Consider the following 25,002-nt stretch of genomic DNA (forward strand, 5'->3'; position numbering starts at 1 on the left):
TTGGCGACCGCTGAAACCGCAAATCCTGCGCCCCATTTGACGCATCAACCGAAAATATGGGCCTAACTGTCCAAAGCTCTTGCATTCAGGGGCAAGGGCGCTAAAAAGCCCGCATCTCAGCATGGTAACAGGCGGGCCAAGATGAAGGTTTTCGCAGGTAATTCGAACCGGCAATTGGCCGAAACGATCTGCTCCTATCTCAATGTACCACTCGGCAAGGCCAGCGTCCGCCGTTTCGCAGACCAGGAAATCTTCGTAGAGATCCAGGAAAACGTGCGTGGTGAAGACGTCTTCGTCGTTCAGGCGACGTCCTTTCCGACGAACGACCATCTGATGGAACTGCTGATCATGATCGACGCCTTCCGTCGATCCTCGGCACGCCGCATCACGGCGGTCCTGCCCTATTTCGGCTATGCCCGCCAGGACCGAAAGGCAGGCCCCCGCACGCCGATCTCGGCCAAGCTGGTCGCCAACCTGATCACCGAGGCGGGTGCAGACCGAGTTTTGACGCTCGACCTGCATGCAGGTCAGATCCAGGGCTTCTTCGATATCCCCACGGACAACCTTTATGCCGTGCCGTTGCTCGCCAACGACGTGAAGGAACGCTACGACACCAACAATGTCATGGTGGTCTCGCCTGACGTCGGCGGCGTCGTGCGCGCCCGCTCGCTCGCCAAGCGTCTCGACTGTCTGCTCGCCATCGTCGACAAGCGCCGTGACCGGCCAGGTGAATCCGAAGTCATGAACGTCATCGGCGACGTCTCGGGCAAGGACTGCATCCTGATCGACGACATCGTCGATTCCGGCGGCACGCTCTGCAATGCAGCCGATGCCCTGCTGAAGAACGGCGCGACCAGTGTGACGGCCTACATCACCCACGGCGTTCTCTCGGGCGGCGCGGTGACCCGTGTCGCATCGTCGAGATTGCGGGAACTGGTGATAACGGATTCGATCCAGCCAACGACGGCTGTTCTCTCCGCCCCCAACATCCGCGTGCTGTCGACCGCAAACCTGCTTGGCGAGGCGATCAACCGGACGAGTCAGGAAGAATCGGTCTCCAGCCTCTTCGATTGAGGCGGCCTCTTTCACGTCTTGAGATTACGATCGAAAAATCAATGTGAGCGATATCACAATCGCTTGCACTCTGGCTGTGCTTTGCATACAGCTTCCCGCGCAATACTCCATTTCAGAACCGCTGACCGGCCCTTTTGCGCGTGAATTAATGCCTCTCTTGGTTGAACAGCTGCTGAGCAATCCAGACTTCCATGAAACGGTTCGGGACCAGTCCCGGGCCCTGCTTCGCGTCAACGACCAGAGCCCCAGGCTCGCTGCGGTTTTCGGAACCCAGCAACGCTGGTTGCTCGGCCATCTCGCGATGGCGCAATATTTTCAGGAAGTTGCACGCGGCAATCCGGATCCCGTCGTCCTGATGGCACGCTACCTCGAGCAGGTGAAGACGCTCGGCCTTTCCTCGGTCAACACGGCAGATGCCTTCATCAAGGAAATGCTGGTCTATGGCATTGGCCAGCAAAGCCAGACGGCCGATCGTCGCAACCGTCCCTTTGTCCCGACTCCGATCGCCATCGCGGCGACCCGCCACTGGACCTTTATCCATCTGACGAGCCTCGACCGGCTCGATGGCGGCCATCGGCTCGACGCCTTCGAGGCCAACGAGGCGATCATGGCGCGCCTCCATCCCGAGATCACACGCCGCGCTCTGGTATCGCCCGAGTTTCGCACCCCCTCACAGACCTGGTCGCTCTTCACCTGGCTCAACAATGGCGGGATCGTCATGGACTGGCTGATGGTCGGCGTCGAGCCGGTGGCCCCCTCGGTCGAACGCATTCCGACCCAGGTCCGCTCCGTCCCTGAACTCGCCGAGAATTTCCGGCTGTCGCGCACCCACCTCACCCGCAAGCTGCGGGAGGCAGAAGCGCTCGGCAGCATCGGCTGGGAAGGCAATCGAGGCCGGTCCACCATGTGGATATCTCGCGAATTCCTCAGCGAATACCTGACGACACAAGCCGTCAAGCTCGCCTTCATCGACGCCGCCTGCGAGGTGGTCGGTCTGCGCTGACCCTGATAGCGCGATCAGTGCTACACAAGCGGCAGCGGGCAGGCCCCGCCACCGGAAAACAGCCTGGATCGCGTGAGAAAGCGCCGCTCACGCCCGTTGTCGAGTGAGAACATACCCCCTCGCCCCGGCACGACGTCGATGATCAATTGCGTGTGCGCCCAGACGGCATACTGGCTGCCGCTGATATAGAAGGGTACGCCACCGATCTCGCCCAGCTTCACATCCGTCTCGCCGACGCGGTATTCGCTCGCCGGGTAACACATCGGCGACGACCCGTCGCAGCATCCGCCGGACTGGTGGAACAGTATGTCGGGATGGTCTTTCCGGATTTCGGCGAGAAATGCGAGTGCGGCATCGGTGGCGGCCACCCGCGGTTCACCTGTGTCGGTCTTCATTGCCATTCTCCCACTGCCAGCTCCCCCAACCCGTCGAAATTCGTGGCTGGAGGAGGCGAAAACGGTTGTGTTCGAGAACCGGAGCGGCGCGCACAGAAGGTACGCGAGCACCGGAAGCGCAGAACATGGCCGTTTGCAGCCCCTCCAGACGCGAAAATCGGCGGGTTTAGAAGAAGCCGAGGGCCTTCGGGCTGTAGCTCACCAGCATGTTCTTGGTCTGCTGGTAATGGTCGAGCATCATCTTGTGCGTCTCGCGGCCAATGCCGGACTGCTTGTAGCCCCCGAAGGCCGCATGCGCCGGATAGGCATGGTAGCAATTGGTCCACACCCGCCCGGCCTGGATGTTGCGGCCGAAATTGTAGCAGGTGTTTGCGTCGCGGCTCCACACGCCAGCACCAAGGCCGTAGAGCGTGTCATTGGCGATCTCCACCGCTTCCGCCTCATCCTTGAAGGTCGTGACCGAAACCACGGGTCCAAAAATCTCTTCCTGGAACACTCGCATCTTGTTGTGGCCCTTGAACACCGTCGGCTTGACGTAATAGCCACCCGCCAGATCGCCCGGGAGGTTGTTGCGCTCGCCACCGATCAGCACTTCGGCACCTTCCTGACGACCGATGTCCAAATAGGACAGGATTTTCTCCAACTGTTCGGAAGAGGCTTGCGCGCCGATCATCGTCGACATGTCGAGCGGGTCACCCTGTCGGATTGCGGCAACCCGCTTGATCGCCTTTTCCATGAAACGATCATAGATCTTCTCATGCACCAGTGCGCGGCTTGGGCAGGTGCAGACTTCGCCCTGATTGAGCGCAAACATCGCGAAGCCTTCCAGCGCCTTGTCGAGATAGTCGTCATCCTCGCGCATGACGTCTTCGAAGAAGATATTCGGCGACTTGCCGCCGAGCTCCAGCGTCACCGGGATCAGGTTCTGACTGGCATACTGCATGATGAGGCGACCGGTCGAAGTCTCGCCGGTAAAGGCGATCTTGGCGATGCGCGGGCTCGTCGCAAGCGGCTTGCCGGCTTCAAGCCCGAAACCGTTGACGATGTTGAGCACGCCCGGCGGCAGCAGATCGCCGACCAGCTCGATCCAGACGAGGATGGACGCCGGCGTCTGTTCGGCCGGCTTCAGCACGACGCAGTTTCCGGCAGCCAGCGCCGGTGCCATCTTCCAGGCCGCCATCAGGATCGGAAAATTCCACGGAATGATCTGGCCGACGACGCCAAGCGGCTCATGGAAATGATAGGCGATCGTCTCGTGGTCGACCTCACCGATCGTTCCTTCCTGCGCGCGGATGCAGGATGCGAAATAGCGGAAGTGGTCGATGGCGAGCGGAATGTCCGCCGCCATTGTTTCGCGCAGCGGCTTGCCGTTATCTAAGGTCTCTGCCCGGGCGAGCAGTTCGAGATTGTCCTCCATCCGCTGGGCGATCTTCATCAGGATGTTGGAGCGCTCGGTGGTCGATGTGCGGCCCCACTTGTCTTTCGCGGCATGAGCAGCGTCGAGCGCAAGATTGATGTCATGCTCGTCGGACCTCGCGATGTCGCAGAGCTTGCCACCCGTCACCGGCGTGGTGTTTTCGAAATAACGACCATTGACCGGCTCGCGGAACTCCCCGCCGATGAAGTTTCCGTATTTCAGCTTGAACGGCGAAGCAGCAATGGCCTGAACCTGAATATTCATCTGTCATCCTCCCTGTGCAGGAGCCCCTCCCGGGCTCCCATAACAGGATGATCACAGTGTTCAGCTTGCGTTTGAAGCCATGGGACACAGTGCTGCAGTGCACAGTGTTTCAGGAATGCGACACACTGCCGCCTCCTTACTGCAACTGGAAGCGCTTCATCTTCCGGTGAAGTGTGGCGCGACTGATGCCGAGCATCTGGGCCGCCTGCGAGACATTGCCACTCGTGCGCGACAACACGCGCCGAAGCGCCGCTCGCTCTGCATCCTCCAGGTCGGACATGCCCTCTCCACGCCGCTCGCCACGTGTTTCGCGCAGCGCGTCGGTGGCCGGCAGCCCCTGAGCGATGATGACGTCATCGAGTTTCAGCGCCACCCGCGCAGCTTTGGTTGCACCGAGAATGAGATCGTCTCCGTCGACGGCAATCAGGGCGGAGAAGGAATTCGCCTGCGGCACGACCACGATCCGCGCGCCGGCAAAGGCCTGACGGAAGAGGTTCGCCTCGACGCGCGCGGCCGCATCGCGGACGGCCTGGGACAATACGGCGAGTGTCATGTCCGAAACGTCATTGCGGCAAGTGGAGACATCCAGTGCGGCCGCCACCCGACCGAGATGGTCGCGGATAGGCGCCGTTGCGCAGGAAAGCCCGATATTGGCGCTCATGAAATGCTGGTCGCGATGGATGACGACGGCACGTTCGTCGGCGAGTGCCGTACCGATACCATTGGTCCCGACGCTCGGTTCGCTCCACATCGTCTGTTGCCAGAGCCCGAGTGCCCGGAATTCCACATCATCGCCGGGTGCTCCACGACGGTCGACGACAATGCCGTCGGCATCGGCGAGAATGATGCAGCAGCCGGATCGTCCGATCATCTGGTAAAGTCGATCGACCTCGTCTGCAGAACTGCCGATCAGGCGCTCCATGCGCGCATGCGCTTCCCGAAAGGCTGCGTCGTCAACCTGCATCGGCTTGCGCGCCTCTTCTGGCTGCAGGCGGTAAAGGTTGAGGCAGCGGCTCCACGATGCAGCAACGGGTGACGTCACGGCAGCCGAAGCCTTCTGCGCCGTCGAATAGACGAGATCAGAATGGCGGATTTCCTGTCGCATCGGCTCCTCCCAAAGCACATCCGCCAGTATGCGCCTTCCGCCGACCGTGGCAATCGCTCAATCCAGCGGCAAAAGACAGCCGCTCGATTCGCGCAGGAAAGTGGCGCAGTTCTGCGACAGTTCGCCTGGCAGATACTGCCGCCACTCAGGCGGCGAGATCGCCCGGCTTGCCTTCGGAAATCTGCCCGGCATCCGCGCTGGCTTCGAGCCCGACCTTGGCGGCCGCTGGAGGCGGATTGACGATATCCTGAATCTCCGACAAGGGCTGGGGTCTGCCATAGAAATAGCCCTGCACCTGCTCGCAGCCCTCGTCCTGAAGGAAGCGCAGATGCTCTGCATTCTCCACGCCTTCCGCGAGAACCGGAATATCGAGGCTCTGCGCGAGAATGAGCGTCGAGCGCACGATCGCGGCCGACTGCCGGTTGTCGGCGACATTGTCGATGAAACCGCGGTCGATCTTGATCTTGTCGAAGGGGAAAAGCTGCAGCGTGGAGAGCGAGGAATAGCCGGTGCCATAGTCGTCCATGGCAATCTTCACACCGATCGCCTTGAGCTGCCGGATGATCAAAAGTGCATGCTGCTGGTCGACGATGATGCCGGACTCGGTGATCTCGAGTTCGAGCCGTGCCGGATCAAGACCGGTTTCGGCAAGAATTTCGCGGACCCGCTGCGGAAAATTGGCATTGGCGAGCTGTTTCGGCGCGACATTGACGGCGATCTTGAGCGGATTGCCCCATTTGACCGCCTCCACACAGGCTTGCCGCAGCACCCAGTCCCCCAACTCCATGATGAAGCCCGTGCGCTCCGCAATCGGGATGAACTCGACCGGCGAGACCATGCCGCGCCGAGGATGGAGCCAGCGCAGGAGAACCTCGAACCCGATCACCTCGCCGGACTTGGTATTGTTCTGCTTCTGGAAATAGAGCTGGAACTCGCCGCGCTGCAGACCTGTGCGCATATCCATGGCGAGCGCGCTGCGCTCGCGCGCGGCCTGGTCCATCGACTTGTCGTAGAAACAGATATTGTTGGATCCCGTGGCCTTTGCCCTGTACATGGCGATATCGGCCTGAGCCAGCAGGTCGTCGACATCTTCTGCGGCATCGGGATAGACCGTGACGCCAATGCTGGTGCCGACCGAGAGCGTCAGCCCCTGCCATTCGATCGAGGCATTGATCTCGGTAATGATCGCGCGAGCGAAGTTCTCGGCCTCGGCCGCCGTGAAGATGCGAGGGCTGACGGCGATGAATTCGTCTCCGCCGATACGCGCGACGAACTCACCCGACCGCAGATTCCGGGTCATGCGCTCGGCGACGACCCGCAGAACGTGATCACCCGCCGCATGTCCGTGCACATCATTGATCTCCTTGAACCGGTCCAGGTCGAAGGAGAAGACATAGATGCGTTCATTCCGCGCCGTCGGCGTTTCCATGACATGCCCGACCCGCTCGAGAAAAGCGGCCCGATTCGGCAGGCCGGTCAGTGCGTCATGCAGCGAGAGCTGGCGGTAACGTTCGACCGCCGACTTGTTCGACTGGCGATCGATCACATAGGTCATCGCTCCGATCGCCAGAATCAGCAGCGTGACGAACATGAGGACGACCGTCATCACACTCTCGGGCAGCATGTTCGCGGGCATTGAGGCGGCGGAATTCGGCACGACGGTCAACGCTGTCATGCCGATGAAATGGGTCGACGCAATGGCGAGGACGAGTGCCAGGCCGCCGCCGTAGCGGCAAAAGCGGGTCACGGGACGCGCAACACGACTCGTCGCCATCGCGCCGAACAGGCCAGCAGCCAGCAGAGACGCCGCAACATAGCTATTGTCCCACTCCAGATGCCCCTGCACCTCATAGCCGGACATGCCGATATAATGCATGGAGGCGATGCCCGCACCGACGATCGCACCACCCGCTTCGATCAGCAGGCTCCGCTGGGTGGCAGTGGCAATCGAAAGCCCGGCCCCGGTCACCGCGATGGCCAGCACAAGAGACAGGAGCGTCGCAGTCGGCTCGTAGCCGGTGAGCACAGCCGTATCATAACCCATCATGGCCACGAAATGCGTCGTCCAGATCGCCGACCCGCCAATGATCGCGGTGAGCGCCGTCCAGCTCGCACGCATGGCGCCCCTTGTGTTGCGCATGCGGCTGAACAGCCGCATCGTCAAGAAGGAACCAAGGACGCAAACGACAACCGCTCCGATGAGTGAGAGCGGATTGTGATCGATGGCGATGCAGGAAAGTACTGCGAGCATGAGTGAAAACCAGTTGAATCGGAGAAATAAAACATAACAATAGTCAATTGCTAAATGCTCACCGGGCATGGTTACCAAATCCGATCCCGGGCGCGGTTCCGACCAAACGGGATCACGAACGCGTTATTATTGGCTTTCCCCGCGAGAACCTTGCCATTCCGCCACATCTGGTCTATAGGCGCCCGATCCGCACAGACACCCTTGGAGGCAATGTGGATGGGACCGGAAACGGTCTCCGGTTCTGGCATGGCATAGAAGCCGCCAGGGCTCTCCAGTAACTTGAAAGGTAAAGCCATGAGCCACGCTTCTTACGAGCTCAAGGCCGTAGCACGCGAACGGGTAGGTAAGGGGTCCTCCCGCGAACTTCGCCGCAACGGTCTCATCCCGGCTGTCATCTATGGTGACAAGCAGGCCCCGATTGCGATCTCGATCAACACGAACGAGGTCACCAAGCGTATCCATGCCGGCGGTTTCATGACCACGGTTGCCACCATCGATCTCGATGGCAAGAAGATCCGCGTTCTGCCCAAGGACTACCAGCTCGACGTCGTTCGTGATTTCACGATGCATATCGACTTCCTGCGCGTCTCGGCAAACAGCCAGGTTTCGGTTCAGGTACCGGTTCACTTCATCAATGATGAGAAGTCGGCCATCAAGACCGGCGCCGTTCTCAACATCGTTCGTCACGAAGTTGAACTGCACTGCCCGGCTTCCGACATCCCGGAAGCAATCACCGTTGACCTCGCCGGCCTCAAGGTCGGTGACGCGATCCACATTTCGGCTGTCCAGCTGCCGAAGGGTGTGACGCCTGTGATCGCCGATCGCGATTTCACGATCGCCACGATCGTCGCGCCGGCTGCCGGTGTTGCCGAAGACGAGAGCGAAGAAGCGACCGAAGGCTGATCCTTCGCGCCCTTCTGATTTCGAAACCCGTCTCCGCAAGGAGGCGGGTTTTCTCGTTCCGGGACAGGCTCCGCTGAAATCCTCGTTTCCGAGTATTCGGCTTTAGGCAGATTTAAACGGTTTTGTGAAAGCCTGCGCGCTCAATCCAGACGCGAGGGACCGTTGAAGACAATGTCGGACAGCCCGAACCCTGCGGAGCACAAGGCGCAATGACACGATCGGTCGAGAGCAGATTCCTCGCCATCGTCGGCATTACGATCTTCATATTGGTCGTGCCGCTCTTTGGGCTGTTCCTGTCGCTTGCGACTGAACGGGCCGCAAACGAGCAGCAGCAGAACCTCGACATTCTGCTGGCCGCCAATGCCCAGGCGCTTGCCAAGCCGCTCTGGGACTTCGATCAGGAAAGCGTCGAGCAGATCACCGCCACGATCGTCTCCAACGGACCTGTCACAAGGGTCAACGTCAAGGACATATCGGGCGGCATCTCGGTCTCGATGCCGGCGCTGCCAAGATGGTCGAAGAACGGGCTGGAATCGATCACGCGGGAGATCCACTACCGCGCCGTCGAAGGGCCGAAACACGTCGGCACCATCACCATCTACTACAGCCGGATCGACATGTTCTCCTCGCTGCGCCAGGCAGAGGTCATGCTGATCGGCATCTTCATGCTGGCCGTCATCGGCGTCGTGGGCTCCGCCATCATCGGCAACCGCCTGATGGTGATGAAGCCGCTCCTGAAGCTGACGGCAGCAATCGAGGCAACCCGCCGGCTCGGCTCCCGCCACCATGTCGACTGGCAGTCGAATGACGAGATCGGGCGCCTGGCCCGCAGCTTCAACGCCATGCAGATCAAACTCGAGCAGGAGGAAGGCGAACTCCGCCTCGCCCACCGCCGTTCGACGGACATCTACAACACGACGCCCGCCATGCTGTTTTCCCTCGACGAGGAAGACCGGATCACCGGCGTCAGCGAATACTGGCTGCTCGCCACCGGCTATCAGCGCCACCAGGTCGTCGGACGAAAATTCGTCGAACTCGTGCCGAAGGACGCCCGGACCGCCTATCAGGAACGCAAGAAGACGTGCGCCATCGCCGATGTCCTGGAAGCCACGACCCAGTTCGTCTGTGCCAATGGCACGATCATGGATGTCCTGATCGCGGAGGCGAGCCGCAAGATCGAAGGCGCGAAGGAAGATCTGTCCCTGAGCGTCATGACGGACGTGACCGCTCTCAAACAGTCCGAGGAACGCAACCATCATCAGGCGATCACCGACCATCTGACGGGGCTTCGCAACCGCCAGGGCTTCGAGACGGCCCTCGACAACGAGATTGCCGCAACCGACGAGGCCGGCGAGGAGCTCGCCTGCATTTTCGTCGACCTCGACCGCTTCAAGTGGATCAACGACAATCTCGGCCACCAGGCCGGTGACATAGTCCTCTGTCGTTTCGTCGAAAGCATGAACCTGCGTCTTCCCGAAAGCGCGATTGCCGCCCGCCTCGGCGGCGATGAATTTGCCGTGCTGCTGCGCGGCCCGGCGATCGAAGACGTCGCGACGGAAATCAGCCGGACACTGTGCGATATCTTCATCGAACCGATGACCATCGACGGCTCGACCGTGCGCCTCAGCGCCAGCATCGGCATCGCTCTCTACCCAAGCCATGCCGCCAATGCCGCCGAGCTGCTGCAGAAATCCGACATGGCCATGTATAGCAAGAAACGCGACGGCAAGAACGGCGCCCAGCTCTACAATTCCGATATTCAGGACCACACCCGCCGCCGGGCCGAGATCGAGCACGACATCGAGGAGGGTCTGGCAGAGGACTGGTTCGACGCCTACTTCCAGCCGATCGTCGAAGTCGGAAGCGGCCGGACCGTCGGCTACGAAGCCCTGATGCGTCTCGTTCACCCCGAGCGTGGCATCATCCCGCCTGCCCAACTGATCCGGGTCGCGGAAGAGAACGGTGCGATCAGCCGTCTCGGCGGCAAGGTCCTGGAAAAGGCGCTGGCAAACCTTGCAAAGCTCAGCGCAGCGACCGGCGATCAGGACGCCTATCTCGCCGTCAATTTCTCGCCGCTGCAGTTCGATCCGTCGCTACCGGTTCGCCTCGCCGCCTTGACCACCCAGTTCGAGATTGCACCGCACCGGATCGTCATCGAGATCACGGAAGCGACGCTCCTGCACGACAATCCGCAGATCCGCACGATCCTCGACGAGTTCAACCGCTACGGCTATCGCCTGGCGCTCGACGATTTCGGTACGGGCTATTCGTCGCTCAGCTACCTGAACCGGTTTCCCGTAGACATCGTCAAGATCGACCAGTCCTTCATCCGCTCGCTGACCGAGGACGAGGAAGAACTGCGCCACAAGAGCCGCATGCTCGTCGAAGGCATCACGGCGATCTCCCACAAGATGGAATGCACCGTGGTCGCCGAAGGCATCGAGACCGACGATCAACGGCGCATCCTGGAAGAATTCGGCGTCGATTACGGCCAGGGTTATCATTTCGCCCGTCCGCAGCCGCTATCGGCACTCATCGAACAAGCCACTGCCAATCGGGCACGCCTGCAGAAGGCGTCTGCCGGCTGACATCAACGGAAGAGGGATCAGCAATGAAAGTCCTTGCCATCATGCTTTCACTTGCGGCGGCCCCGGTCGCTGCCGCAGACACCGTCCACTTCACCACCGAGGATTACCCACCCTATAACTACCGGGAGGGCGACCAGATCGTCGGTGCCGGCTATGATCAGCTGCTTCTGATGATGAAGGAGATCAATATCCCCTACACCATCGAGATGATGCCCTGGGCCCGGGCCATAGCGCTCGCCGAAACCGAGCCGATGCACTGCGTCTTCACGGCCGCCCACATCCCCGAACGCGACAAGAAGTTCAAATGGGTTGAGCCGGTCGCCGTCGGACGAAATTTCATGGTGTCCCACAGGAAATCCGGCATTACGGTCGGAAACATCGAGGAGGCCAAGGGCTACATCGTCGGAACCCAGCGCAACGACTACACCCAGACGCTGCTGGAGAACGAAGGCTTCCGGAAGATTGACCTTGCCACCGACCTGAAACTGACCCTGAAGAAGCTGCAAAGCAAGCGCATCGACCTCATGCCGATCTCCGAGCAGCACTATATCGAGCTGCAGGAAAAGGGTGAGGAACTCGAAGCGCAATTCGTCTTCTCGGAACAGATATTTGCCATCGCCTGCAACGCGAATTTTCCACAGGAACTGCTGGCCCGCATGCAGGGCGAACTGGACAAGCTGATCGCCGACGGCACCCAGGCCAAGATCTTCGACACATACAATCTGCGCTACACGAACTTCGGCCTGGTCGCGGCCAAACCCTGAAGCTGCCGACATCAGTCTTGACTTTCGCGCCATTTCGCTATGGGGAAAGGCAAAGAACATCAAGACGGATCTCGGGCGATGATCATCCTGGCCGGCCTCGGCAATCCCGGTGCGCAATATCAGAAGAACCGGCACAATATCGGCTTCATGGCTGTCGACGCGATCCAGCGCCGCCACGGCTTTTCGCCATGGGCAAAGAAGTTCAAGGCCGAAATCGCGGAAGGCACGCTCGCCGGCGAGAAGGTCATGCTGATCAAGCCGCAGACCTTCATGAACCTGTCGGGCGAAAGCGTCGGCGAGGCCATGCGCTTCTACAAGCTTTCACCCGAAAACCTCATCGCCATCTACGATGAACTCGACCTCCTGCCCGGCAAGGCCCGCATCAAGACCGGCGGCGGCCATGGCGGCCACAACGGCATCAAGTCGCTCGACGCCCATTGCGGCCTGAACTACCGGCGCCTGCGCCTCGGCATCGGCCATCCCGGCGACAAGTCCAAGGTCCACAACCACGTGCTCGGGGACTTTGCCAAGGTGGATGCCGAATGGCTGGATCCGCTGCTCGAAACGCTCGCCGACAATGCCGAGATGCTCGTGCGCGGTGAAGACTCGCAGCTGATGAACAAACTGGCGCTGGCGACCGGCGCCAAGGCCGAGGAAGAAAAGCCCGCAAAGGCGCCCAAAGGCCCGAAGCCTGCCCAGTCCCATATCCATCAGGCCCGCAATTTCAATCAGCCGAAGAAGCTCCCCGAGAAGGGGCCCATGGCCGAGATGCTGAAAAAGATGTTCGGCCCCAAGAGCGACTGACACCCTGTTTTCAAGGGCACCTCCCCTGCCCGCAACCGACACACGCGCAAAACGACCGGAAGACCGCCATGAGCCACGACATCTCCACCGACCTCGTCACCCTGCGCGACTACTGGCGTTACGCGATATCGCGCTTCAACGCTGCGGAACTGAGCTACGGCCATGGCACCCACACAGCCGTCGACGATGCCGCCTTCCTCCTGCTCGACAGCCTCGACCTGCCAATCGACACGCTCGATCCCTTCCTCGACGCGAAACTTCTGCCCGCCGAGCGCCGCTTGCTTGCAGACCGCATCGAGACGCGTGTCGCCACCCGCAAGCCATCGGCCTATCTCACCGGCCGCTCCTACATCCAGGGTCTGCGCTTCTTCGTTGACGAACGCGTGATCGTACCGCGCTCGCATATCGGCGAGATCCTGTTCAACGAATATGGCGGCGAATTCGGCTCGACCTTCCTGCCCGACCCCTTCGCCGTCGAAAGCGTCGTCGACATCTGCACCGGCTCCGCCTGCCTCGCCATCCTCGCGTCCCGCTTCTATCCCCTGGCTGCGATCGACGCCGTCGATCTCTCGGCCGATGCGTTGCAAGTCGCGGATAAGAACCGCCAGGCCTATGGTCTGGAAGACCAGCTGACGCTGCACCAGGGCGACCTCTTCAAGCCGCTAGCAGGCCGCAAGTTCGATCTCATCATCACCAATCCGCCCTATGTCGATCACGAGGCCATGCAGGAATTCCCGGCCGAATACCGTGCCGAACCCGCCATGGCCCATGACGGCGGCGAAGACGGCCTCGACCTCGTGCGCACGCTGCTTGCCGAAGCACCGAAGCACCTGAACCCCGGCGGGGGCATGCTCTGCGAAATCGGCCGTGGCCGCGACATTCTCGAAGCCGAATTTCCAGATCTCGACTTCCTCTGGGTCGAGACGACGGAAGAGGAAGATGCAGTGTTCTGGATCAGCGCCGAAGCACTGGGCGTGAAGGCGAAGCAGGGCAAGTGAGGGAAGGCAGGAGGTGCCTTTTCCCGGCGACCGTCACCGTGTCGCCAGAAGCCCCTCGGCGAGCGCCTGAAACGCCTCCTGCGCCCGCGGGAGCACGCTCTCCGGCTCGGCGCTGGCAGCAACCCACATGGCGGCATTCAGCGCCGCCCCGCTGATCAGCCGCGCAGCGGCTTCCGCATCGACAGGCTTGAGCACGCCTTGCGACATCAGGTCCTCGACCGCCTGGCGGGTCGCCTGGAGGCAGGAATTCTGGCTCGGCCACAACGAGGGATCCCCAAGCACGGCCGGACCGTCGAGCAGCACGATGCGCTGCACCTCGGGATCGAGGGCCATCTCGATATAGGCCGCCCCTTCGGCCAGGAGCGCATCCCACCCCTCGCCGGCCGCAGCCCCACGCCGCTTGGCCCGCAGGGCCATATCGCCATCGATCTGGTTGACGACGGCGGCAAACAGCCCCCGCTTGTCGCCGAAATTATGGTAGAGCGCGCCGCGCGTCAGCCCCGCCTCGGCCGTCAGCGCATCCATGGAGGCATCCGCAAAGCCCTTCTCCGCAAAGGCCTTGCGCGCAGCCGTGATCAGCTTGCCGCGATTTTCCTCCATGCTTTCCGATCGTGTACGCCTCACGCCATCCTCCGAGCTTCACATACACACCGTATGTAATTTGACATACGTCCCGTATGCGAGTAGATCCACATACGTAACGTATATGAAATCTTTGACCCGCAGCCAAGCGGCATTTCGACGGCCCGTCCTTCGGGCCGAACGGCGTCGCCTGCCCGAAAGGAAAAGCATGACCAAGCCTGAACCCCTCTTCCCCGCCAACCGTCACGCGCTCTACGAGCAGCACGGCTATTCCGCCGCAATCCGCACCGGGGATCTCCTCTTCGTCTCCGGTCAGGTCGGCAGTCGCGATGACGGCACGCCCGAGCCGGACTTCATCTCCCAGGTGCGCCGTGCCTTCGCCAATCTCCAGGCAACCCTCGCCGCAGCCGGCTGCACCCTCGCCGACCTCGTCGACGTCACCACCTTCCACACCGACCCGGAAAGCCAGTTCGGGGCGATCATGCAGGTGAAGGCGGAAGTCTTCCCCGCCCCGCCCTATCCGAACTGGACGGCTGTTGGCGTCAACTGGCTTGCCGGCTTCGATTTCGAGATCAAGGTGATCGCGCGGATACCGCAGGCAACCTAGGCTAACGGTCTTGCTGCGCCTGTCAGGAGGACGCGAGAACCCGCGTCCTCACTCCTCCGGTTCCGCCGTGAACAACAGCGGCATGCCCGCCTCCTTGGCGAGATCCATCGCCTCCGTCACCTTCGTCTCCGCAATCTCGCGCGTGCAGACGACAACCACGGCCGACCCGAACTTGTGCGCCGTCATCATCACGCGGTAGCCCGTTTCCTCACTCATCCGGAAGACGACCTTGAGCACGATCGTGACGAAGTCACGCGGCGTATAGTCGTCATTGTGCAGAAGCACTTTGTAGAGCCTCGGCTTCTCGACCTTCGGCTTGGTCACCGTCTTCGGCGTCAGCACTGTATCCTTCGCCATCATTCCTCCGGCAACTTCAGGCCCTCCGGGGGCCGCAACACTTGACCATGTCCCTCCTATACCCCATAGGCGTGGGCAACGAAAATCCATCCCGAGCAGGTATTCAGAGCCATGGGCTTCAAATGCGGTATCGTCGGGCTTCCGAATGTCGGCAAGTCCACTCTCTTCAACGCGCTGACCAAGACGGCGGCAGCCCAGGCAGCCAACTATCCCTTCTGCACGATCGAGCCGAACACCGGTGAAGTGGCCGTTCCCGATCCGCGCATGAAGAAGCTCGCCGACATCGCCGGCTCCAAGGAAATCATCCCGACCCGCATCTCCTTCGTCGACATCGCCGGCCTCGTGCGCGGCGCGTCGAAGGGAGAAGGCCTCGGCAACAAGTTCCTCGCCAACATCCGCGAAGTCGATGCCGTCGTCCACGTGCTGCGCTGTTTCGAGGACGACGACATCACCCATGTCGAAGGCAAGATCGACCCGGTCGGCGACGCCGACACGATCGAGACCGAGCTCATGCTCGCCGACCTTGAAAGCCTTGAGCGCCGCGTCGAGCAGACCCGCAAGCGCGCCGCCTCCAAGGACAAGGAATCCACCGCCCAGCTGCCGATCATGGAACAGGTGGTGAAGCTGCTGAACGAGGGCAAGCCGGCCCGTCTTCTCCTGAAGACACTGGCTGCCGACGAGATCGAGATCCTCAAGGGCCTCAACCTCCTCACCTCGCATCCGGTCCTCTACGTCTGCAACGTCGCCGAGGGTGACGCCGCAACCGGCAACAAGCACACGGAAGCCGTTGCCAAGATGGCGACGGAACAGGGCGCGGAATGCGTCATCATCTCGGCCGCGATCGAAGCCGAAGTGGCCCAGCTGCCGGAAGAAGAATCAGTCGAATTCCTCGCAGCCCTCGGCCTCGACGAAGCCGGCCTCGACCGCCTGATCCGCGCCGGTTACCATCTGCTGGACCTCATCACCTATTTCACCGTCGGCCCGAAGGAATGCCGTGCCTGGACCATCGTCCGCGGCACCAAGGCACCCGCCGCCGCCGGCGTTATCCACACCGATTTCGAACGCGGTTTCATCCGCGCCTTCACCATTTCCTATGACGACTACATCGCCTTCAAGGGCGAAGTCGGCGCAAAGGAAGCCGGCAAGGGCCGCGACGAAGGCAAGGAATACGTGGTCCAGGACGGCGACGTCATTCACTTCCGCTTCAACACCTGATCGCATCGAGCAGGGATCGAAACAGAAAACAGGCCGCGATCGACTCGCGGCCTGTTTTCTTTGACAGATGAAGGCTCAGACCTTTTTCGCCGGGCAGCTCGAAACCCCGAAGATCGAGTAGAGCGGGCAGCTGGACATCAGGCCCGTCGCCAGCGGCACGATGCCGATCAGGGCAAAATAGCGCCAGGAAGAATCGGGATAGATAAAGAAGAGCGACAGCAAGACAAGGCCCGCGACGATGCGCAGGATGCGGTCGACACTTCCGACATTTTTGGCAAACATGGTTTTTCCCTCCGGTTTCCATCAGCGATAGAAAGAGTTTAACCTCAGGCGAGACTGCGGTCGGTGACTAAGTCACCGGCTCGGAGCAGGAGAGCCATGCTTGCCGGTAACGCTTACTGCGGGTCGCTTCCCATGCGCGAAAGCTCCTGCCGCTCGACGATTCGGATCGCGCCGCGCTCGACCGAAATCACGCCCTTCGACGCCAATGCTTCGAGCCGTCGTGAGACCACCTCGCGTGCCGTGCCGATGATCACGGACATTTCCTGGTGCGTCAGAGACACCACCCCGTCCCCGTCCGCACGCTCGAGCAGCGCATGCGCCAGCCGCTGCTCTACCTTCACGAAAGCCACCTGTTCCAGGACGAACATCAGATCGGCGAGCCGCGCGGCAAAGGCCTTGAAGACATATTTGCGAAAGGCCGTCGACGAGGCCATGAGGCGCTCGAATGTGGCGGGCGGAACCATGACGGCCACGAGATCGCTCTCGGCAATCGCTTCGCCGCTATAAGGCGCGCCGCCGAGCACCCCCAGGGTCGTCTGCACGCAGGTCTCGCCGGGCGTCACCGCATAAAGCAGAAGTTCGCGGCCATTGCGCCCGGTGAGATACACCCCGATCCGCCCGGACAGCAGAAGCACGAAACTCTGGGCCTGGTCACCGGGCCTGAACAGCGTGGTGCGATGAGGCACATGCAGAGGCTTCAGCCCCTCCAGCGCATGGCGGGCATCGGCGTCCAGCGACGCCAGAAAGCCCGCCTGATCGACCCAACCCACCATGGACCACCTCTCGATTTCCGCTTAAGAACCTTAAAGCACATACCACCGATTGGAGAACAGGGCGCATGCAGCCTGACAGGCTTCACTACGAAGACTTCACCCAGGGACGCCGCTTCGATCTCGGCCCCCGCACCGTATCGGCCACCGAAATCATCGCCTTCGCCACCGAGTTCGACCCTCAGCCCATGCATCTGTCGGAGGAAGCCGGCAAGGCCAGCATCCTCGGCGGCCTGTCCGCTTCCGGTTGGCATACGTCCAGCCTCTTCATGCGCCTGATGATCGACGCCTATGTGCTTGGCACCGCTTCCGAAGGCGCGCCCGGCATCGATGTGATGCAGTGGCGCAAGCCGGTACTCGCCGATGACACGCTGAGCGGGCACTCGACCGTCGAGGCAGTCCGCCCCATGCGCTCGCGCCCCCATCTCGGCATCGTCACCTTTGCCCATGAACTCTTCAACCAGCGCGGCGAACTGGTGCTGAGGGCGACGAATTCGATCATGGTCCGTCGCCGCGAAAGCGTGGAAGCCGTATCATGAGAATGCTCGACCTCTATCCCGCCGGCACTCGCCTGCAACTCGGCACCGTTGTCTTCACAGCGCAGGACATCATCCGGTTCGCCGAGCAATTCGACCCGCAGCCCTTCCATGTCGACGCCGAGGCCGCAAAGTCCTATGTCTTCGGCGCGCTCTGTGCCTCCGGCTGGCACACCTGCGCCAACTGGATGAAGAGTTTTATTGCTTTTTGGGAGAGAGAGACGAAGCGCCTGCTCGCCGATGGTCTCGCCCCACCGAAGCTCGGCCCCTCGCCCGGGTTCTCGGAACTGCAGTGGCTGAAACCCGTCTATGCCGAAGACACGATCACCTTCTACATGAGCCCGCTCGAAAGCCGCACGGTTCAGGGACGGCATCGCTACATTCTCAATTCGGCGCTTTCCGAGGGCGTCAACCAGCACGGTGAGACGGTGCTGCGCTTCAAGAGCAACCTGATCGAATTCTTCCCCGACGAGGAAATAGCGCCGTGAGCATTCATGATTTCACCCTGACCGCCATCGACGGCACGGAACGCAGCCTGAAGGACTATGCCGGCAAGGTGCTGCTCATCGTCAATACGGCGAGCGCCTGCGGAATGACCCCGCAATATGCGGGCCTCGAAAAGCTGCACGAAACCCATCCCGATCTCGTCGTGCTCGGCTTCCCCTGCAACCAGTTCGGCGCACAGGAGCCCGGCACGGAAAAGGAAATCGCACTCTTCTGCGAAACCCAGTTCGCCGTCACCTTCCCGCTCTTTGCCAAGATCGAGGTCAACGGCGAAGGCACCCATCCGCTTTATGCTTATCTGAAGACTGAAACGCCAGGCGGCGAACAGGGCACGGAGATCGGCTGGAACTTCACCAAGTTTCTCGTCGGCCGCGACGGCAAGCCGATCGCCCGCTATTCACCGCGCACGCCACCCGCCGATATCGAGGCGGACATCACCAGAGCACTGGCCGCCTGAGGCGCCGTCGTGGGGCTCAGTGCCCCTCGAATTCCACCAGCGTGCGAACCTCGACGCCGAGCGCCTCGAGCTTCTTGCGACCACCGAGTTCCGGCAGGTCGATGACGAAGCAGGCGGAAACCACATCCGCCCCGATCTGCCGCAGAAGCTGAACCGCGCCAACAGCCGTGCCACCGGTGGCAATCAGGTCGTCGACGAGGATCACCTTCTCGCCAGGCTTGACCGCATCCATGTGGATCTCCATCTCGTCCACGCCATATTCCAGGCTGTAGGCGATACGGACGGTTTCATGCGGCAGCTTGCCCTTCTTGCGGATCGGCACGAAGCCGGCTGACAGCTGGTGTGCGACGGCGCCGCCGAGGATGAAGCCGCGTGCTTCCATGCCTGCGATCTTGTCGATCTTCAGCCCGGCATAAGGCTGCACCAGCTCGTCGATCGCCCGGCGAAACGCCCGGGCATCCCCGAGCAAAGTCGTGATGTCACGAAAGATGATCCCCGGCTTCGGGTAGTCGGGAATCGAACGGATGGCGGCGGCGAGTTCATGGGCGATCTTGGTCATGGGGCATCCGAATTGTGTCGGGAAGGAGTTGCGCGGGACTGTACCAAGATTGGCATGGCCCCCCAATAAAAAAGGCGGTCCGCAGACCGCCTTTTCCGTGAAACGTAATCCCTGCGGATCAGTGTTCCTTGTTTGCGTAGACCGACTTCTTCGTCAGGTAGATCAGCGCGGTGAAGATCGCGAGGAATACCAGGACCATGAAGCCCATGCGCTTGCGGTCTTCCAGATGCGGTTCTGCAGTCCACATGAGGAAGGCGGAAACGTCGCGCGAATACTGATCGAGCGTTTCCGGCGAACCATCGTCATAGGTCACCTGGCCGTCCGAGATCGGCTGAGCCATGGCCAGTGACTGGCCGGCGATGAAGTACGGGTTGTAATGCGTACCCTCGGCGACTTCGATGCCTTCCGGCGGTTCCTGGTAGCCGGTGAGCAGCGCATGGATGTAGTCCGGGCCGCCCTGCTGGTACTGGGTAAAGATGTCGAAGACGAAGGTTGGGAAGCCGCGAGTCACGCCGCGCGCCTTGGCGATCAGCGAGAAGTCCGGCGGAGCCGCCCCGTTGTTGGACGCAGCAGCCGCTTCCTTGTTCGGGAAGGGCGACGGGAAGTGGTCGGATGCAACAGCCGCACGGGTGTACATTTCACCATCGGCATTCGGGCCGTCGGTCACTTCGTAATTCGCCGCGAATGCCTTCACCTGGGCTTCAGAATAGCCAAGGTCTTCCAGGGTACGGAAGGCGACGAGTTCCATCGAGTGACAGGCGGCGCAGACTTCCGTGTAGACCTTCAGGCCGCGCTGCAGCTGGCCCTTGTCGTATTTGCCGAACGGGCCGGCGAACGACCAGTCCATCAGCTCGGGCTTCAGGATCGGGTAGTGACCCGTCTGCGCGGCATGATGCGTCAGTTCGGCCAGATCGCCGCCTTCAGCTGCCAGCGCCTGACCGGAAAACCCGGCCAGGGCTGCGATCAGCGCGATGCTCGTGACAAGCTTTTTCATTGGTATCTTCCTCTCACGTGCTCAGGCTTGGGCAGCAGCGGACTTGCCGCTTTTTTCGAGAACCGCCTCGGTGATCGAATTCGGGATGCGCCTTGGCGTCTCGAACAGACCGAGCAACGGCATGATCACGAGGAAGAAGCCGAAGTAGTAGGCAGTACCCGCCTGCGACAGGATGACATAGATGCCTTCCGCAGGCATGGCGCCGAGCCAGCCCAGCAGGATGGAGTTTGCGACGAAGATCCAGAAGAACAGCTTGTACCAGGGACGGTACACGGCCGAGCGGACCTTGGACGTATCGAGCCAGGGCAGGAAGAACAGGACGATGATCGCACCGAACATCACCAGAACGCCGCCGAGTTTCGAGTCGATCGGACCGACATTGAAGGTGATCGCGCGCAGCATGGCGTAGAACGGCAGGAAGTACCATTCCGGAACGATATGCGCCGGGGTCTTCAGCGAGTCAGCCGGGATGTAGTTGTCCGGGTGACCGAGATAGTTCGGCATGTAGAAGACGAAATAGGCGAAGACCAGAAGGAAGACGGAGAGACCCAGAGCATCCTTCAGCGTCGCATAGGGCGTGAAGGGGACCGTATCGGTCTTCGACTTGACTTCGACGCCGGTCGGGTTGGTCTGACCGGTGACGTGCAGGGCCCAGACGTGCAGGATGACCACACCGGCGATCATGAACGGCAGCAGATAGTGCAGCGCAAAGAAGCGGTTCAGCGTCGGATTGTCGACGGCAAAGCCACCCAGCAGGAACTGCTGGATCCACTCCCCGACGAAGGGGAAGGCGGTGAAGAAGCCGGTGATGACCGTCGCGCCCCAGAAGGACATCTGACCCCAGGGCAGAACATAGCCCATGAAGGCGGTCGCCATCATCAGAAGGAAGATCACCACGCCGAGGATCCAGAGGATTTCGCGGGGTGCCTTGTACGAGCCGTAGTAGAGGCCGCGTGCAATATGCAGGTAGACTGCGATGAAGAAGAACGATGCGCCGTTGGCATGCATGTAGCGCAGCAGCCAGCCATTGTTGACGTCACGCATGATCTTTTCGACCGAGGTGAAGGCAACCGTCGTCTCGGCAGCATAATGCATGGCGAGCACGACACCGGTCAGGATCTGCACGACCAGCATGATCGAGAGCATGCCGCCGAAGGTATAGGCATAGTTCAGGTTGCGCGGCACCGGATAGGAGACGAAGCTGTCATACATCAGACGCGGCAGCGGCAGGCGCGCATCAATCCACTTCTCGACGCCGGTGGACGGCTGGTAACTCGAATGGCCACTCATTGTGTCTTATCCCCTCAGCCGATCGTGATGACAGTGTCGGATGTGAATGCAAAGGTCGGCACCGGCAGGTTGGTCGGTGCAGGACCCTTGCGGATACGGCCCGCCGTATCATAGTGCGAGCCGTGGCAGGGACAGAACCAGCCACCGAAATCGCCGGCCTGACCGAGCGGCACGCAGCCCAGATGGGTGCAGGAGCCGATCATGACGATCCAGTTTTCCTTGCCCTCACCGGCCGAACGCGCAAGGTCCGTCGCATCGGCAGCACTATCCACGTTGGCGTTGCGCGCCACCGGATCCTTGAGCTCGGCCAGTTGAACGGCGTTCGCTTCTTCGACTTCCTTTTCGGTGCGGTTGCGGATGAACACCGGCTTGCCGCGCCATTTGACCGTCAGGGACATGCCCGGCTCGAGCGCCGATACGTCCACTTCGATCGAAGCGAGCGCGAGCGTCGATGCATCCGGGCGCATCTGGTCGATGAACGGCCAGGCGAACGAAGCCGCACCGACCGCGCCGGCCATGCCGGTTACCATGTAGAGAAAGTCGCGGCGCGTAGGCTCGCCCGCATGTTCTGTCGTTGTCTCGTGTTCGCTCACGGTCACTTTTTCCTCTCGCAATCCTGCGACACACCGCATTTGCCCCCGCAGCGGAATCACAATTTGGCCACGGAGCAGCCACAGATTCCCCGCCAGATTGGCGCGTTCTAAGCCCGATAATCTAATCTGTCCAGTCTTCCGCAGACAACGAGCCACGATGTCGCGGATTTCAGGGACACCATCCCCAATTGCTTGATTTAACGCAAGTGTGAGCGGCAGTTTATCAAGCAATGCAGAGAGTTGCAGCCGCGAGTTCGGCAGGCCTTCGAACTCAGGCCGGCTGCATGTCGGCGCCCGCATCGAGGAAACCGCCGGATTGGCGGGCCCAGAGCTCGGAATAGAGCCCGCCAAGCGCCACCAGTTCCTGATGGGTCCCCTGCTCGATGATCCGGCCCTTGTCCATCACCACGAGACGATCCAGGGCTGCGATGGTCGAAAGCCGGTGCGCGATGGCCAGCACGGTCTTGCCCTGCATCAATCGGTCGAGATTGGACTGGATCGCTGCCTCGACCTCGCTGTCGAGTGCAGACGTCGCCTCATCCAGCACCAGGATCGGTGCATCCTTCAGCATGACGCGGGCAATCGCGATCCGCTGGCGCTGGCCGCCGGAAAGCTTGACGCCCCGTTCTCCGACATGCGCGTCGAAGCCCTTGCGCCCACGCTGGTCTTCCAGTCGCTGGATGAACTCGAGCGCTTCCGCCCGCTCCGCCGCCTTGATCAGCTGTTCGTCGCTTGCATCCTCACGGCCAAAGAGAACATTGTCTCGGATCGAGCGATGCAGGAGCGCCGTATCCTGGGTGACCATGCCGATCTGCGAGCGCAGGCTCTCCTGCGTCACTGTCGAAATGTCCTGCCCGTCGATCACGATGCGACCGCCCTCGATGTCGTAGAAGCGCAACAGAAGGTTGACGAGCGTCGACTTGCCGGCCCCTGAGCGCCCGACAATGCCGACCTTCTCGCCCGCCTCGATAGTCAGCGTCAGATGGTCGATCGCGCCCTTCTTGCGGCCATAGTGGAAACTCACATCCTCGAAACGGATCTCCGGCGATTTCACCTCGAGCTTTGCAGCATCCGGCCTGTCGGTCAGACCGATCGGCTTCGCCACGAGTTCGGCCGAGTTCTGGATCGTGCCGATATTGCGCATGATGCCATTGAGCTGGGTCATCATGCGGCCGAGCAGCATGTTGAGCCGCAACACCAGGCCGAGCGTAAAGGCAACGCCCCCTGCCGTGACGGCACCGGCGAACCACAGGTCGACGGAGAGCAGCGCCACCATCAGGATCATGAACCCCGAGAGGATGGCAAGCGAGGCGCGCACGCCGGTCAAAAGCCGTGCAAAGGGTCTCAGCGTGTCCTGGAAGCGGTCGAACCCGGACCGGATATAGTGGTCGTTCTGCCGCTCGCGGGCAAAGAGCTTCAGCGTCTGGATATTGGAATAGCTGTCCACCAGGCGGCCGTTGAGCATGGAGGCCGCTTCGGCCGTTTCCCTGGCATGAAAGCGGATCTTGGGCACGAAATAGCGGGCCAGCACCAGGAAGATCGCAACCCATGCGCCGATGATCGCCGCGAGCCGCCAGTCGAGCTGCGCGACCAGCGCCATGGTTGAAACCGTATAGATCACCATGAACCAGACAACCTGCAGCAGCGAGGTCAGCAGATCCCCGGTCGACTGTCCCGCCGACCAGACCTTGGTCACGATGCGGCCGGCAAAATCATTCTGGAAGAAGGAGAGCGACTGGCGCGCCACATGCGCATGCGCCTGCCAGCGCACGAGATTGAAGAAGTTCAGGACGATCACCTGTTCCTCGACGAGCGCCCCGACCGTCACCACCACGAAACGGCCGATCAGGACGATCGCCGCCATGGTGAGCAACTCTCCGCCATGGGCTGCAAGCAGCCCGTCCCAGCCGGCATCCTTGGGCACGGTATCGAGAAGATCGACCAGCCGTCCGACGAACCAGAACAGCCCCGCCTCGAGCATGGCGACGGCCCCGCCGAAGACCGCCATGAGGAAAAACGCGAATCTCGCCTGGCTGACATAGAACCACACGAAGGCCCAGGTTTTCTCGGGCGGACGCAGATTGTCCGATCGGGCGAAAGGATCGAGCCAGTTTTCGAAGAAGCGGGCGACAGCTTGAAACATGACGAGCGATATAGGCCGTTTGCCGAAAACGGCAAAGCCTTTGCGCACCCAGCCACATGACAATTTCATCAGGTCGGTGGAGCGACGCGCCGGGCCGTGTCGGACCTCGGCGCAGAGCCCTGCCCTAGCGCGTGTAGCGGGTGAGATAGATGCCCGCCAGAATCAGCGCCACGCCTGCCGGCTGGCCCGGATGAAATTCGGCCGTTCCGCGCGCGAGGTCGATGACGAGCCCCGTGATCATCTGTCCGCCAATGATCAGGAGGCCCGAGCGGGCAGCCCCGATTCGCGGAAAGACATAGGAGCTGATGACGACGAAGCAGGCGCCGATGATCCCGCCGGCGAAATAGAAGGCCGGCACATCCGCCAGAAGCGGCAGGCCGACGCGGTGCAGGGTGAGGACATAGAGGCTGAGCAGCAGGAAACCGATCCAGTAGTTCCATGCGGATGCGGTGAAAGCCCCGCGATCCATGGTCAGCCGCCCGTTGATCGAACGGCTCATGCCGACCGCGGCCCCGCCGATCAGGGCAATGAAAACGGCACCCAGCAT

At 61.4% G+C, this 25,002-nt stretch carries 26 protein-coding genes; 12 read left to right on the forward strand and 14 right to left on the reverse strand.

What is annotated here, in order from left to right; all coding sequences use genetic code 11:
- Positions 1 to 141: 141 nt before the first annotated feature.
- On the forward strand, positions 142 to 1,074 hold the full coding sequence (locus LJE98_RS05680) for a ribose-phosphate pyrophosphokinase (RefSeq protein ID WP_229574068.1): 933 nt from the start codon (positions 142 to 144) through the stop codon (positions 1,072 to 1,074).
- Positions 1,075 to 1,222: 148 nt separating this feature from the next.
- The gene (locus LJE98_RS05685; protein ID WP_229574069.1) at positions 1,223 to 2,077 is read left to right on the forward strand and encodes a hypothetical protein; all 855 of its coding nucleotides are present in this window, start codon (positions 1,223 to 1,225) and stop codon (positions 2,075 to 2,077) included.
- Positions 2,078 to 2,097: 20 nt separating this feature from the next.
- Here LJE98_RS05685 and LJE98_RS05690 read toward each other — a convergent pair whose 3' ends face one another.
- From LJE98_RS05690 to LJE98_RS05705, 4 genes are all read right to left on the reverse strand, one after another.
- Positions 2,098 to 2,472: a DUF779 domain-containing protein gene (locus LJE98_RS05690; RefSeq protein WP_229574071.1), complete on the reverse strand. Its 375-nt coding sequence runs from the start codon at positions 2,470 to 2,472 to the stop codon at positions 2,098 to 2,100.
- Between the two features lie 166 nt (positions 2,473 to 2,638).
- Positions 2,639 to 4,153, reverse strand: a complete 1,515-nt coding sequence (gene adh / locus LJE98_RS05695) for an aldehyde dehydrogenase (RefSeq protein WP_229574073.1) — start codon at positions 4,151 to 4,153, stop codon at positions 2,639 to 2,641.
- 136 nt (positions 4,154 to 4,289) lie between these two features.
- Positions 4,290 to 5,258 (reverse strand): helix-turn-helix domain-containing protein, encoded by a 969-nt coding sequence (locus LJE98_RS05700; RefSeq protein ID WP_229574075.1) that lies wholly within the window; start codon positions 5,256 to 5,258, stop codon positions 4,290 to 4,292.
- 145 nt (positions 5,259 to 5,403) lie between these two features.
- Positions 5,404 to 7,509 (reverse strand): putative bifunctional diguanylate cyclase/phosphodiesterase, encoded by a 2,106-nt coding sequence (locus LJE98_RS05705; RefSeq protein ID WP_229574076.1) that lies wholly within the window; start codon positions 7,507 to 7,509, stop codon positions 5,404 to 5,406.
- Positions 7,510 to 7,803: 294 nt separating this feature from the next.
- Between LJE98_RS05705 and LJE98_RS05710 the strand changes: the two genes are divergently transcribed.
- The 5 genes from LJE98_RS05710 (at position 7,804) to prmB (ending at position 13,566) form a co-directional block, all read left to right on the forward strand.
- Positions 7,804 to 8,412: a 50S ribosomal protein L25/general stress protein Ctc gene (locus LJE98_RS05710; protein WP_229574078.1), complete on the forward strand. Its 609-nt coding sequence runs from the start codon at positions 7,804 to 7,806 to the stop codon at positions 8,410 to 8,412.
- A 209-nt stretch (positions 8,413 to 8,621) separates the two neighbouring features.
- Entirely contained in the window at positions 8,622 to 11,000 is a 2,379-nt protein-coding gene (locus LJE98_RS05715; RefSeq protein WP_229574080.1) for an EAL domain-containing protein, read from the forward strand.
- A gap of 23 nt (positions 11,001 to 11,023) precedes the next feature.
- The gene (locus tag LJE98_RS05720; protein ID WP_229574082.1) at positions 11,024 to 11,764 is read left to right on the forward strand and encodes a substrate-binding periplasmic protein; all 741 of its coding nucleotides are present in this window, start codon (positions 11,024 to 11,026) and stop codon (positions 11,762 to 11,764) included.
- 78 nt (positions 11,765 to 11,842) lie between these two features.
- Positions 11,843 to 12,568 (forward strand): aminoacyl-tRNA hydrolase, encoded by a 726-nt coding sequence (gene pth, locus LJE98_RS05725; RefSeq protein ID WP_229574084.1) that lies wholly within the window; start codon positions 11,843 to 11,845, stop codon positions 12,566 to 12,568.
- A 68-nt stretch (positions 12,569 to 12,636) separates the two neighbouring features.
- Complete coding sequence (gene prmB, locus LJE98_RS05730; RefSeq protein ID WP_229574085.1) at positions 12,637 to 13,566, forward strand: 50S ribosomal protein L3 N(5)-glutamine methyltransferase; 930 nt, start codon at positions 12,637 to 12,639, stop codon at positions 13,564 to 13,566.
- 33 nt (positions 13,567 to 13,599) lie between these two features.
- Here the strand turns inward: prmB and LJE98_RS05735 are convergent, their stop codons facing one another.
- A complete protein-coding gene (locus tag LJE98_RS05735) occupies positions 13,600 to 14,166 on the reverse strand; it encodes a TetR/AcrR family transcriptional regulator (RefSeq protein WP_267498978.1) in 567 nt (188 codons plus the stop codon).
- Between the two features lie 190 nt (positions 14,167 to 14,356).
- Between LJE98_RS05735 and LJE98_RS05740 the strand changes: the two genes are divergently transcribed.
- Positions 14,357 to 14,755, forward strand: a complete 399-nt coding sequence (locus LJE98_RS05740; protein WP_229574088.1) for a RidA family protein — start codon at positions 14,357 to 14,359, stop codon at positions 14,753 to 14,755.
- Between the two features lie 48 nt (positions 14,756 to 14,803).
- On the opposite strand, the gene clpS is transcribed toward LJE98_RS05740, so the two are convergent.
- Entirely contained in the window at positions 14,804 to 15,112 is a 309-nt protein-coding gene (gene clpS, locus LJE98_RS05745) for an ATP-dependent Clp protease adapter ClpS (RefSeq protein ID WP_136557933.1), read from the reverse strand.
- A gap of 111 nt (positions 15,113 to 15,223) precedes the next feature.
- Here clpS and ychF point away from each other — a divergent pair, with 111 nt between their 5' ends.
- The gene (ychF, locus tag LJE98_RS05750; protein WP_229574097.1) at positions 15,224 to 16,327 is read left to right on the forward strand and encodes a redox-regulated ATPase YchF; all 1,104 of its coding nucleotides are present in this window, start codon (positions 15,224 to 15,226) and stop codon (positions 16,325 to 16,327) included.
- Positions 16,328 to 16,402: 75 nt separating this feature from the next.
- Here the strand turns inward: ychF and LJE98_RS05755 are convergent, their stop codons facing one another.
- A complete protein-coding gene (locus tag LJE98_RS05755; RefSeq protein WP_229574098.1) occupies positions 16,403 to 16,609 on the reverse strand; it encodes a YgaP family membrane protein in 207 nt (68 codons plus the stop codon).
- A 113-nt stretch (positions 16,610 to 16,722) separates the two neighbouring features.
- Positions 16,723 to 17,382, reverse strand: a complete 660-nt coding sequence (locus LJE98_RS05760; RefSeq protein ID WP_229574100.1) for a Crp/Fnr family transcriptional regulator — start codon at positions 17,380 to 17,382, stop codon at positions 16,723 to 16,725.
- Positions 17,383 to 17,447: 65 nt separating this feature from the next.
- On the opposite strand from LJE98_RS05760, the gene LJE98_RS05765 reads away from it, so the two are divergent.
- Genes LJE98_RS05765 through LJE98_RS05775 form a run of 3 tightly spaced genes read left to right on the forward strand, consistent with a single transcriptional unit; the run spans position 17,448 to position 18,876 of the window.
- Positions 17,448 to 17,918, forward strand: a complete 471-nt coding sequence (locus LJE98_RS05765) for a MaoC family dehydratase (RefSeq protein ID WP_229574102.1) — start codon at positions 17,448 to 17,450, stop codon at positions 17,916 to 17,918.
- Entirely contained in the window at positions 17,915 to 18,403 is a 489-nt protein-coding gene (locus tag LJE98_RS05770; protein ID WP_229574104.1) for a MaoC/PaaZ C-terminal domain-containing protein, read from the forward strand. The genes LJE98_RS05765 and LJE98_RS05770 overlap by 4 nt, the downstream gene beginning before the upstream one ends.
- Entirely contained in the window at positions 18,400 to 18,876 is a 477-nt protein-coding gene (locus LJE98_RS05775; RefSeq protein ID WP_229574106.1) for a glutathione peroxidase, read from the forward strand. Before LJE98_RS05770 ends, LJE98_RS05775 begins: the two co-directional genes overlap by 4 nt.
- A gap of 16 nt (positions 18,877 to 18,892) precedes the next feature.
- Here the strand turns inward: LJE98_RS05775 and LJE98_RS05780 are convergent, their stop codons facing one another.
- The 6 genes from LJE98_RS05780 to LJE98_RS05805 all read right to left on the reverse strand — a co-directional run bounded on the left by LJE98_RS05780 (position 18,893) and on the right by LJE98_RS05805 (position 25,002).
- Positions 18,893 to 19,435, reverse strand: coding sequence for an adenine phosphoribosyltransferase (locus tag LJE98_RS05780; RefSeq protein WP_112246578.1), 543 nt, complete (start codon positions 19,433 to 19,435; stop codon positions 18,893 to 18,895).
- Positions 19,436 to 19,553: 118 nt separating this feature from the next.
- Complete coding sequence (locus LJE98_RS05785) at positions 19,554 to 20,429, reverse strand: cytochrome c1 (RefSeq protein ID WP_229574108.1); 876 nt, start codon at positions 20,427 to 20,429, stop codon at positions 19,554 to 19,556.
- Positions 20,430 to 20,450: 21 nt separating this feature from the next.
- The gene (locus LJE98_RS05790; protein ID WP_229574109.1) at positions 20,451 to 21,719 is read right to left on the reverse strand and encodes a cytochrome b; all 1,269 of its coding nucleotides are present in this window, start codon (positions 21,717 to 21,719) and stop codon (positions 20,451 to 20,453) included.
- Positions 21,720 to 21,733: 14 nt separating this feature from the next.
- Entirely contained in the window at positions 21,734 to 22,312 is a 579-nt protein-coding gene (petA, locus tag LJE98_RS05795) for a ubiquinol-cytochrome c reductase iron-sulfur subunit (RefSeq protein WP_229574110.1), read from the reverse strand.
- Positions 22,313 to 22,583: 271 nt separating this feature from the next.
- Positions 22,584 to 24,455, reverse strand: coding sequence for an ABC transporter ATP-binding protein (locus tag LJE98_RS05800; protein ID WP_229574112.1), 1,872 nt, complete (start codon positions 24,453 to 24,455; stop codon positions 22,584 to 22,586).
- Between the two features lie 124 nt (positions 24,456 to 24,579).
- Positions 24,580 to 25,002, reverse strand: a complete 423-nt coding sequence (locus LJE98_RS05805; RefSeq protein ID WP_229574113.1) for a DMT family transporter — start codon at positions 25,000 to 25,002, stop codon at positions 24,580 to 24,582.

The organism is Rhizobium sp. 'Codium 1' (assembly GCF_020889605.1).
Taxonomy (GTDB): domain Bacteria; phylum Pseudomonadota; class Alphaproteobacteria; order Rhizobiales; family Rhizobiaceae; genus Allorhizobium; species Allorhizobium algae.

Bases quoted from the DNA above. Each gene is read 5' to 3' on its own strand.
- LJE98_RS05680 (WP_229574068.1), top strand. From the start codon at position 142: ATGAAGGTTTTCGCAGGTAATTCGAACCGGCAATTGGCCGAAACGATC.
- LJE98_RS05685 (WP_229574069.1), top strand. From the start codon at position 1,223: ATGCCTCTCTTGGTTGAACAGCTGCTGAGCAATCCAGACTTCCATGAA.
- LJE98_RS05690 (WP_229574071.1), bottom strand. From the start codon at position 2,472: ATGAAGACCGACACAGGTGAACCGCGGGTGGCCGCCACCGATGCCGCA.
- adh (WP_229574073.1), bottom strand. From the start codon at position 4,153: ATGAATATTCAGGTTCAGGCCATTGCTGCTTCGCCGTTCAAGCTGAAA.
- LJE98_RS05700 (WP_229574075.1), bottom strand. From the start codon at position 5,258: ATGCGACAGGAAATCCGCCATTCTGATCTCGTCTATTCGACGGCGCAG.
- LJE98_RS05705 (WP_229574076.1), bottom strand. From the start codon at position 7,509: ATGCTCGCAGTACTTTCCTGCATCGCCATCGATCACAATCCGCTCTCA.
- LJE98_RS05710 (WP_229574078.1), top strand. From the start codon at position 7,804: ATGAGCCACGCTTCTTACGAGCTCAAGGCCGTAGCACGCGAACGGGTA.
- LJE98_RS05715 (WP_229574080.1), top strand. From the start codon at position 8,622: ATGACACGATCGGTCGAGAGCAGATTCCTCGCCATCGTCGGCATTACG.
- LJE98_RS05720 (WP_229574082.1), top strand. From the start codon at position 11,024: ATGAAAGTCCTTGCCATCATGCTTTCACTTGCGGCGGCCCCGGTCGCT.
- pth (WP_229574084.1), top strand. From the start codon at position 11,843: ATGATCATCCTGGCCGGCCTCGGCAATCCCGGTGCGCAATATCAGAAG.
- prmB (WP_229574085.1), top strand. From the start codon at position 12,637: ATGAGCCACGACATCTCCACCGACCTCGTCACCCTGCGCGACTACTGG.
- LJE98_RS05735 (WP_267498978.1), bottom strand. From the start codon at position 14,166: ATGGAGGAAAATCGCGGCAAGCTGATCACGGCTGCGCGCAAGGCCTTT.
- LJE98_RS05740 (WP_229574088.1), top strand. From the start codon at position 14,357: ATGACCAAGCCTGAACCCCTCTTCCCCGCCAACCGTCACGCGCTCTAC.
- clpS (WP_136557933.1), bottom strand. From the start codon at position 15,112: ATGGCGAAGGATACAGTGCTGACGCCGAAGACGGTGACCAAGCCGAAG.
- ychF (WP_229574097.1), top strand. From the start codon at position 15,224: ATGGGCTTCAAATGCGGTATCGTCGGGCTTCCGAATGTCGGCAAGTCC.
- LJE98_RS05755 (WP_229574098.1), bottom strand. From the start codon at position 16,609: ATGTTTGCCAAAAATGTCGGAAGTGTCGACCGCATCCTGCGCATCGTC.
- LJE98_RS05760 (WP_229574100.1), bottom strand. From the start codon at position 17,382: ATGGTGGGTTGGGTCGATCAGGCGGGCTTTCTGGCGTCGCTGGACGCC.
- LJE98_RS05765 (WP_229574102.1), top strand. From the start codon at position 17,448: ATGCAGCCTGACAGGCTTCACTACGAAGACTTCACCCAGGGACGCCGC.
- LJE98_RS05770 (WP_229574104.1), top strand. From the start codon at position 17,915: ATGAGAATGCTCGACCTCTATCCCGCCGGCACTCGCCTGCAACTCGGC.
- LJE98_RS05780 (WP_112246578.1), bottom strand. From the start codon at position 19,435: ATGACCAAGATCGCCCATGAACTCGCCGCCGCCATCCGTTCGATTCCC.
- LJE98_RS05785 (WP_229574108.1), bottom strand. From the start codon at position 20,429: ATGAAAAAGCTTGTCACGAGCATCGCGCTGATCGCAGCCCTGGCCGGG.
- LJE98_RS05790 (WP_229574109.1), bottom strand. From the start codon at position 21,719: ATGAGTGGCCATTCGAGTTACCAGCCGTCCACCGGCGTCGAGAAGTGG.
- LJE98_RS05800 (WP_229574112.1), bottom strand. From the start codon at position 24,455: ATGTTTCAAGCTGTCGCCCGCTTCTTCGAAAACTGGCTCGATCCTTTC.
- LJE98_RS05805 (WP_229574113.1), bottom strand. From the start codon at position 25,002: ATGCTGGGTGCCGTTTTCATTGCCCTGATCGGCGGGGCCGCGGTCGGC.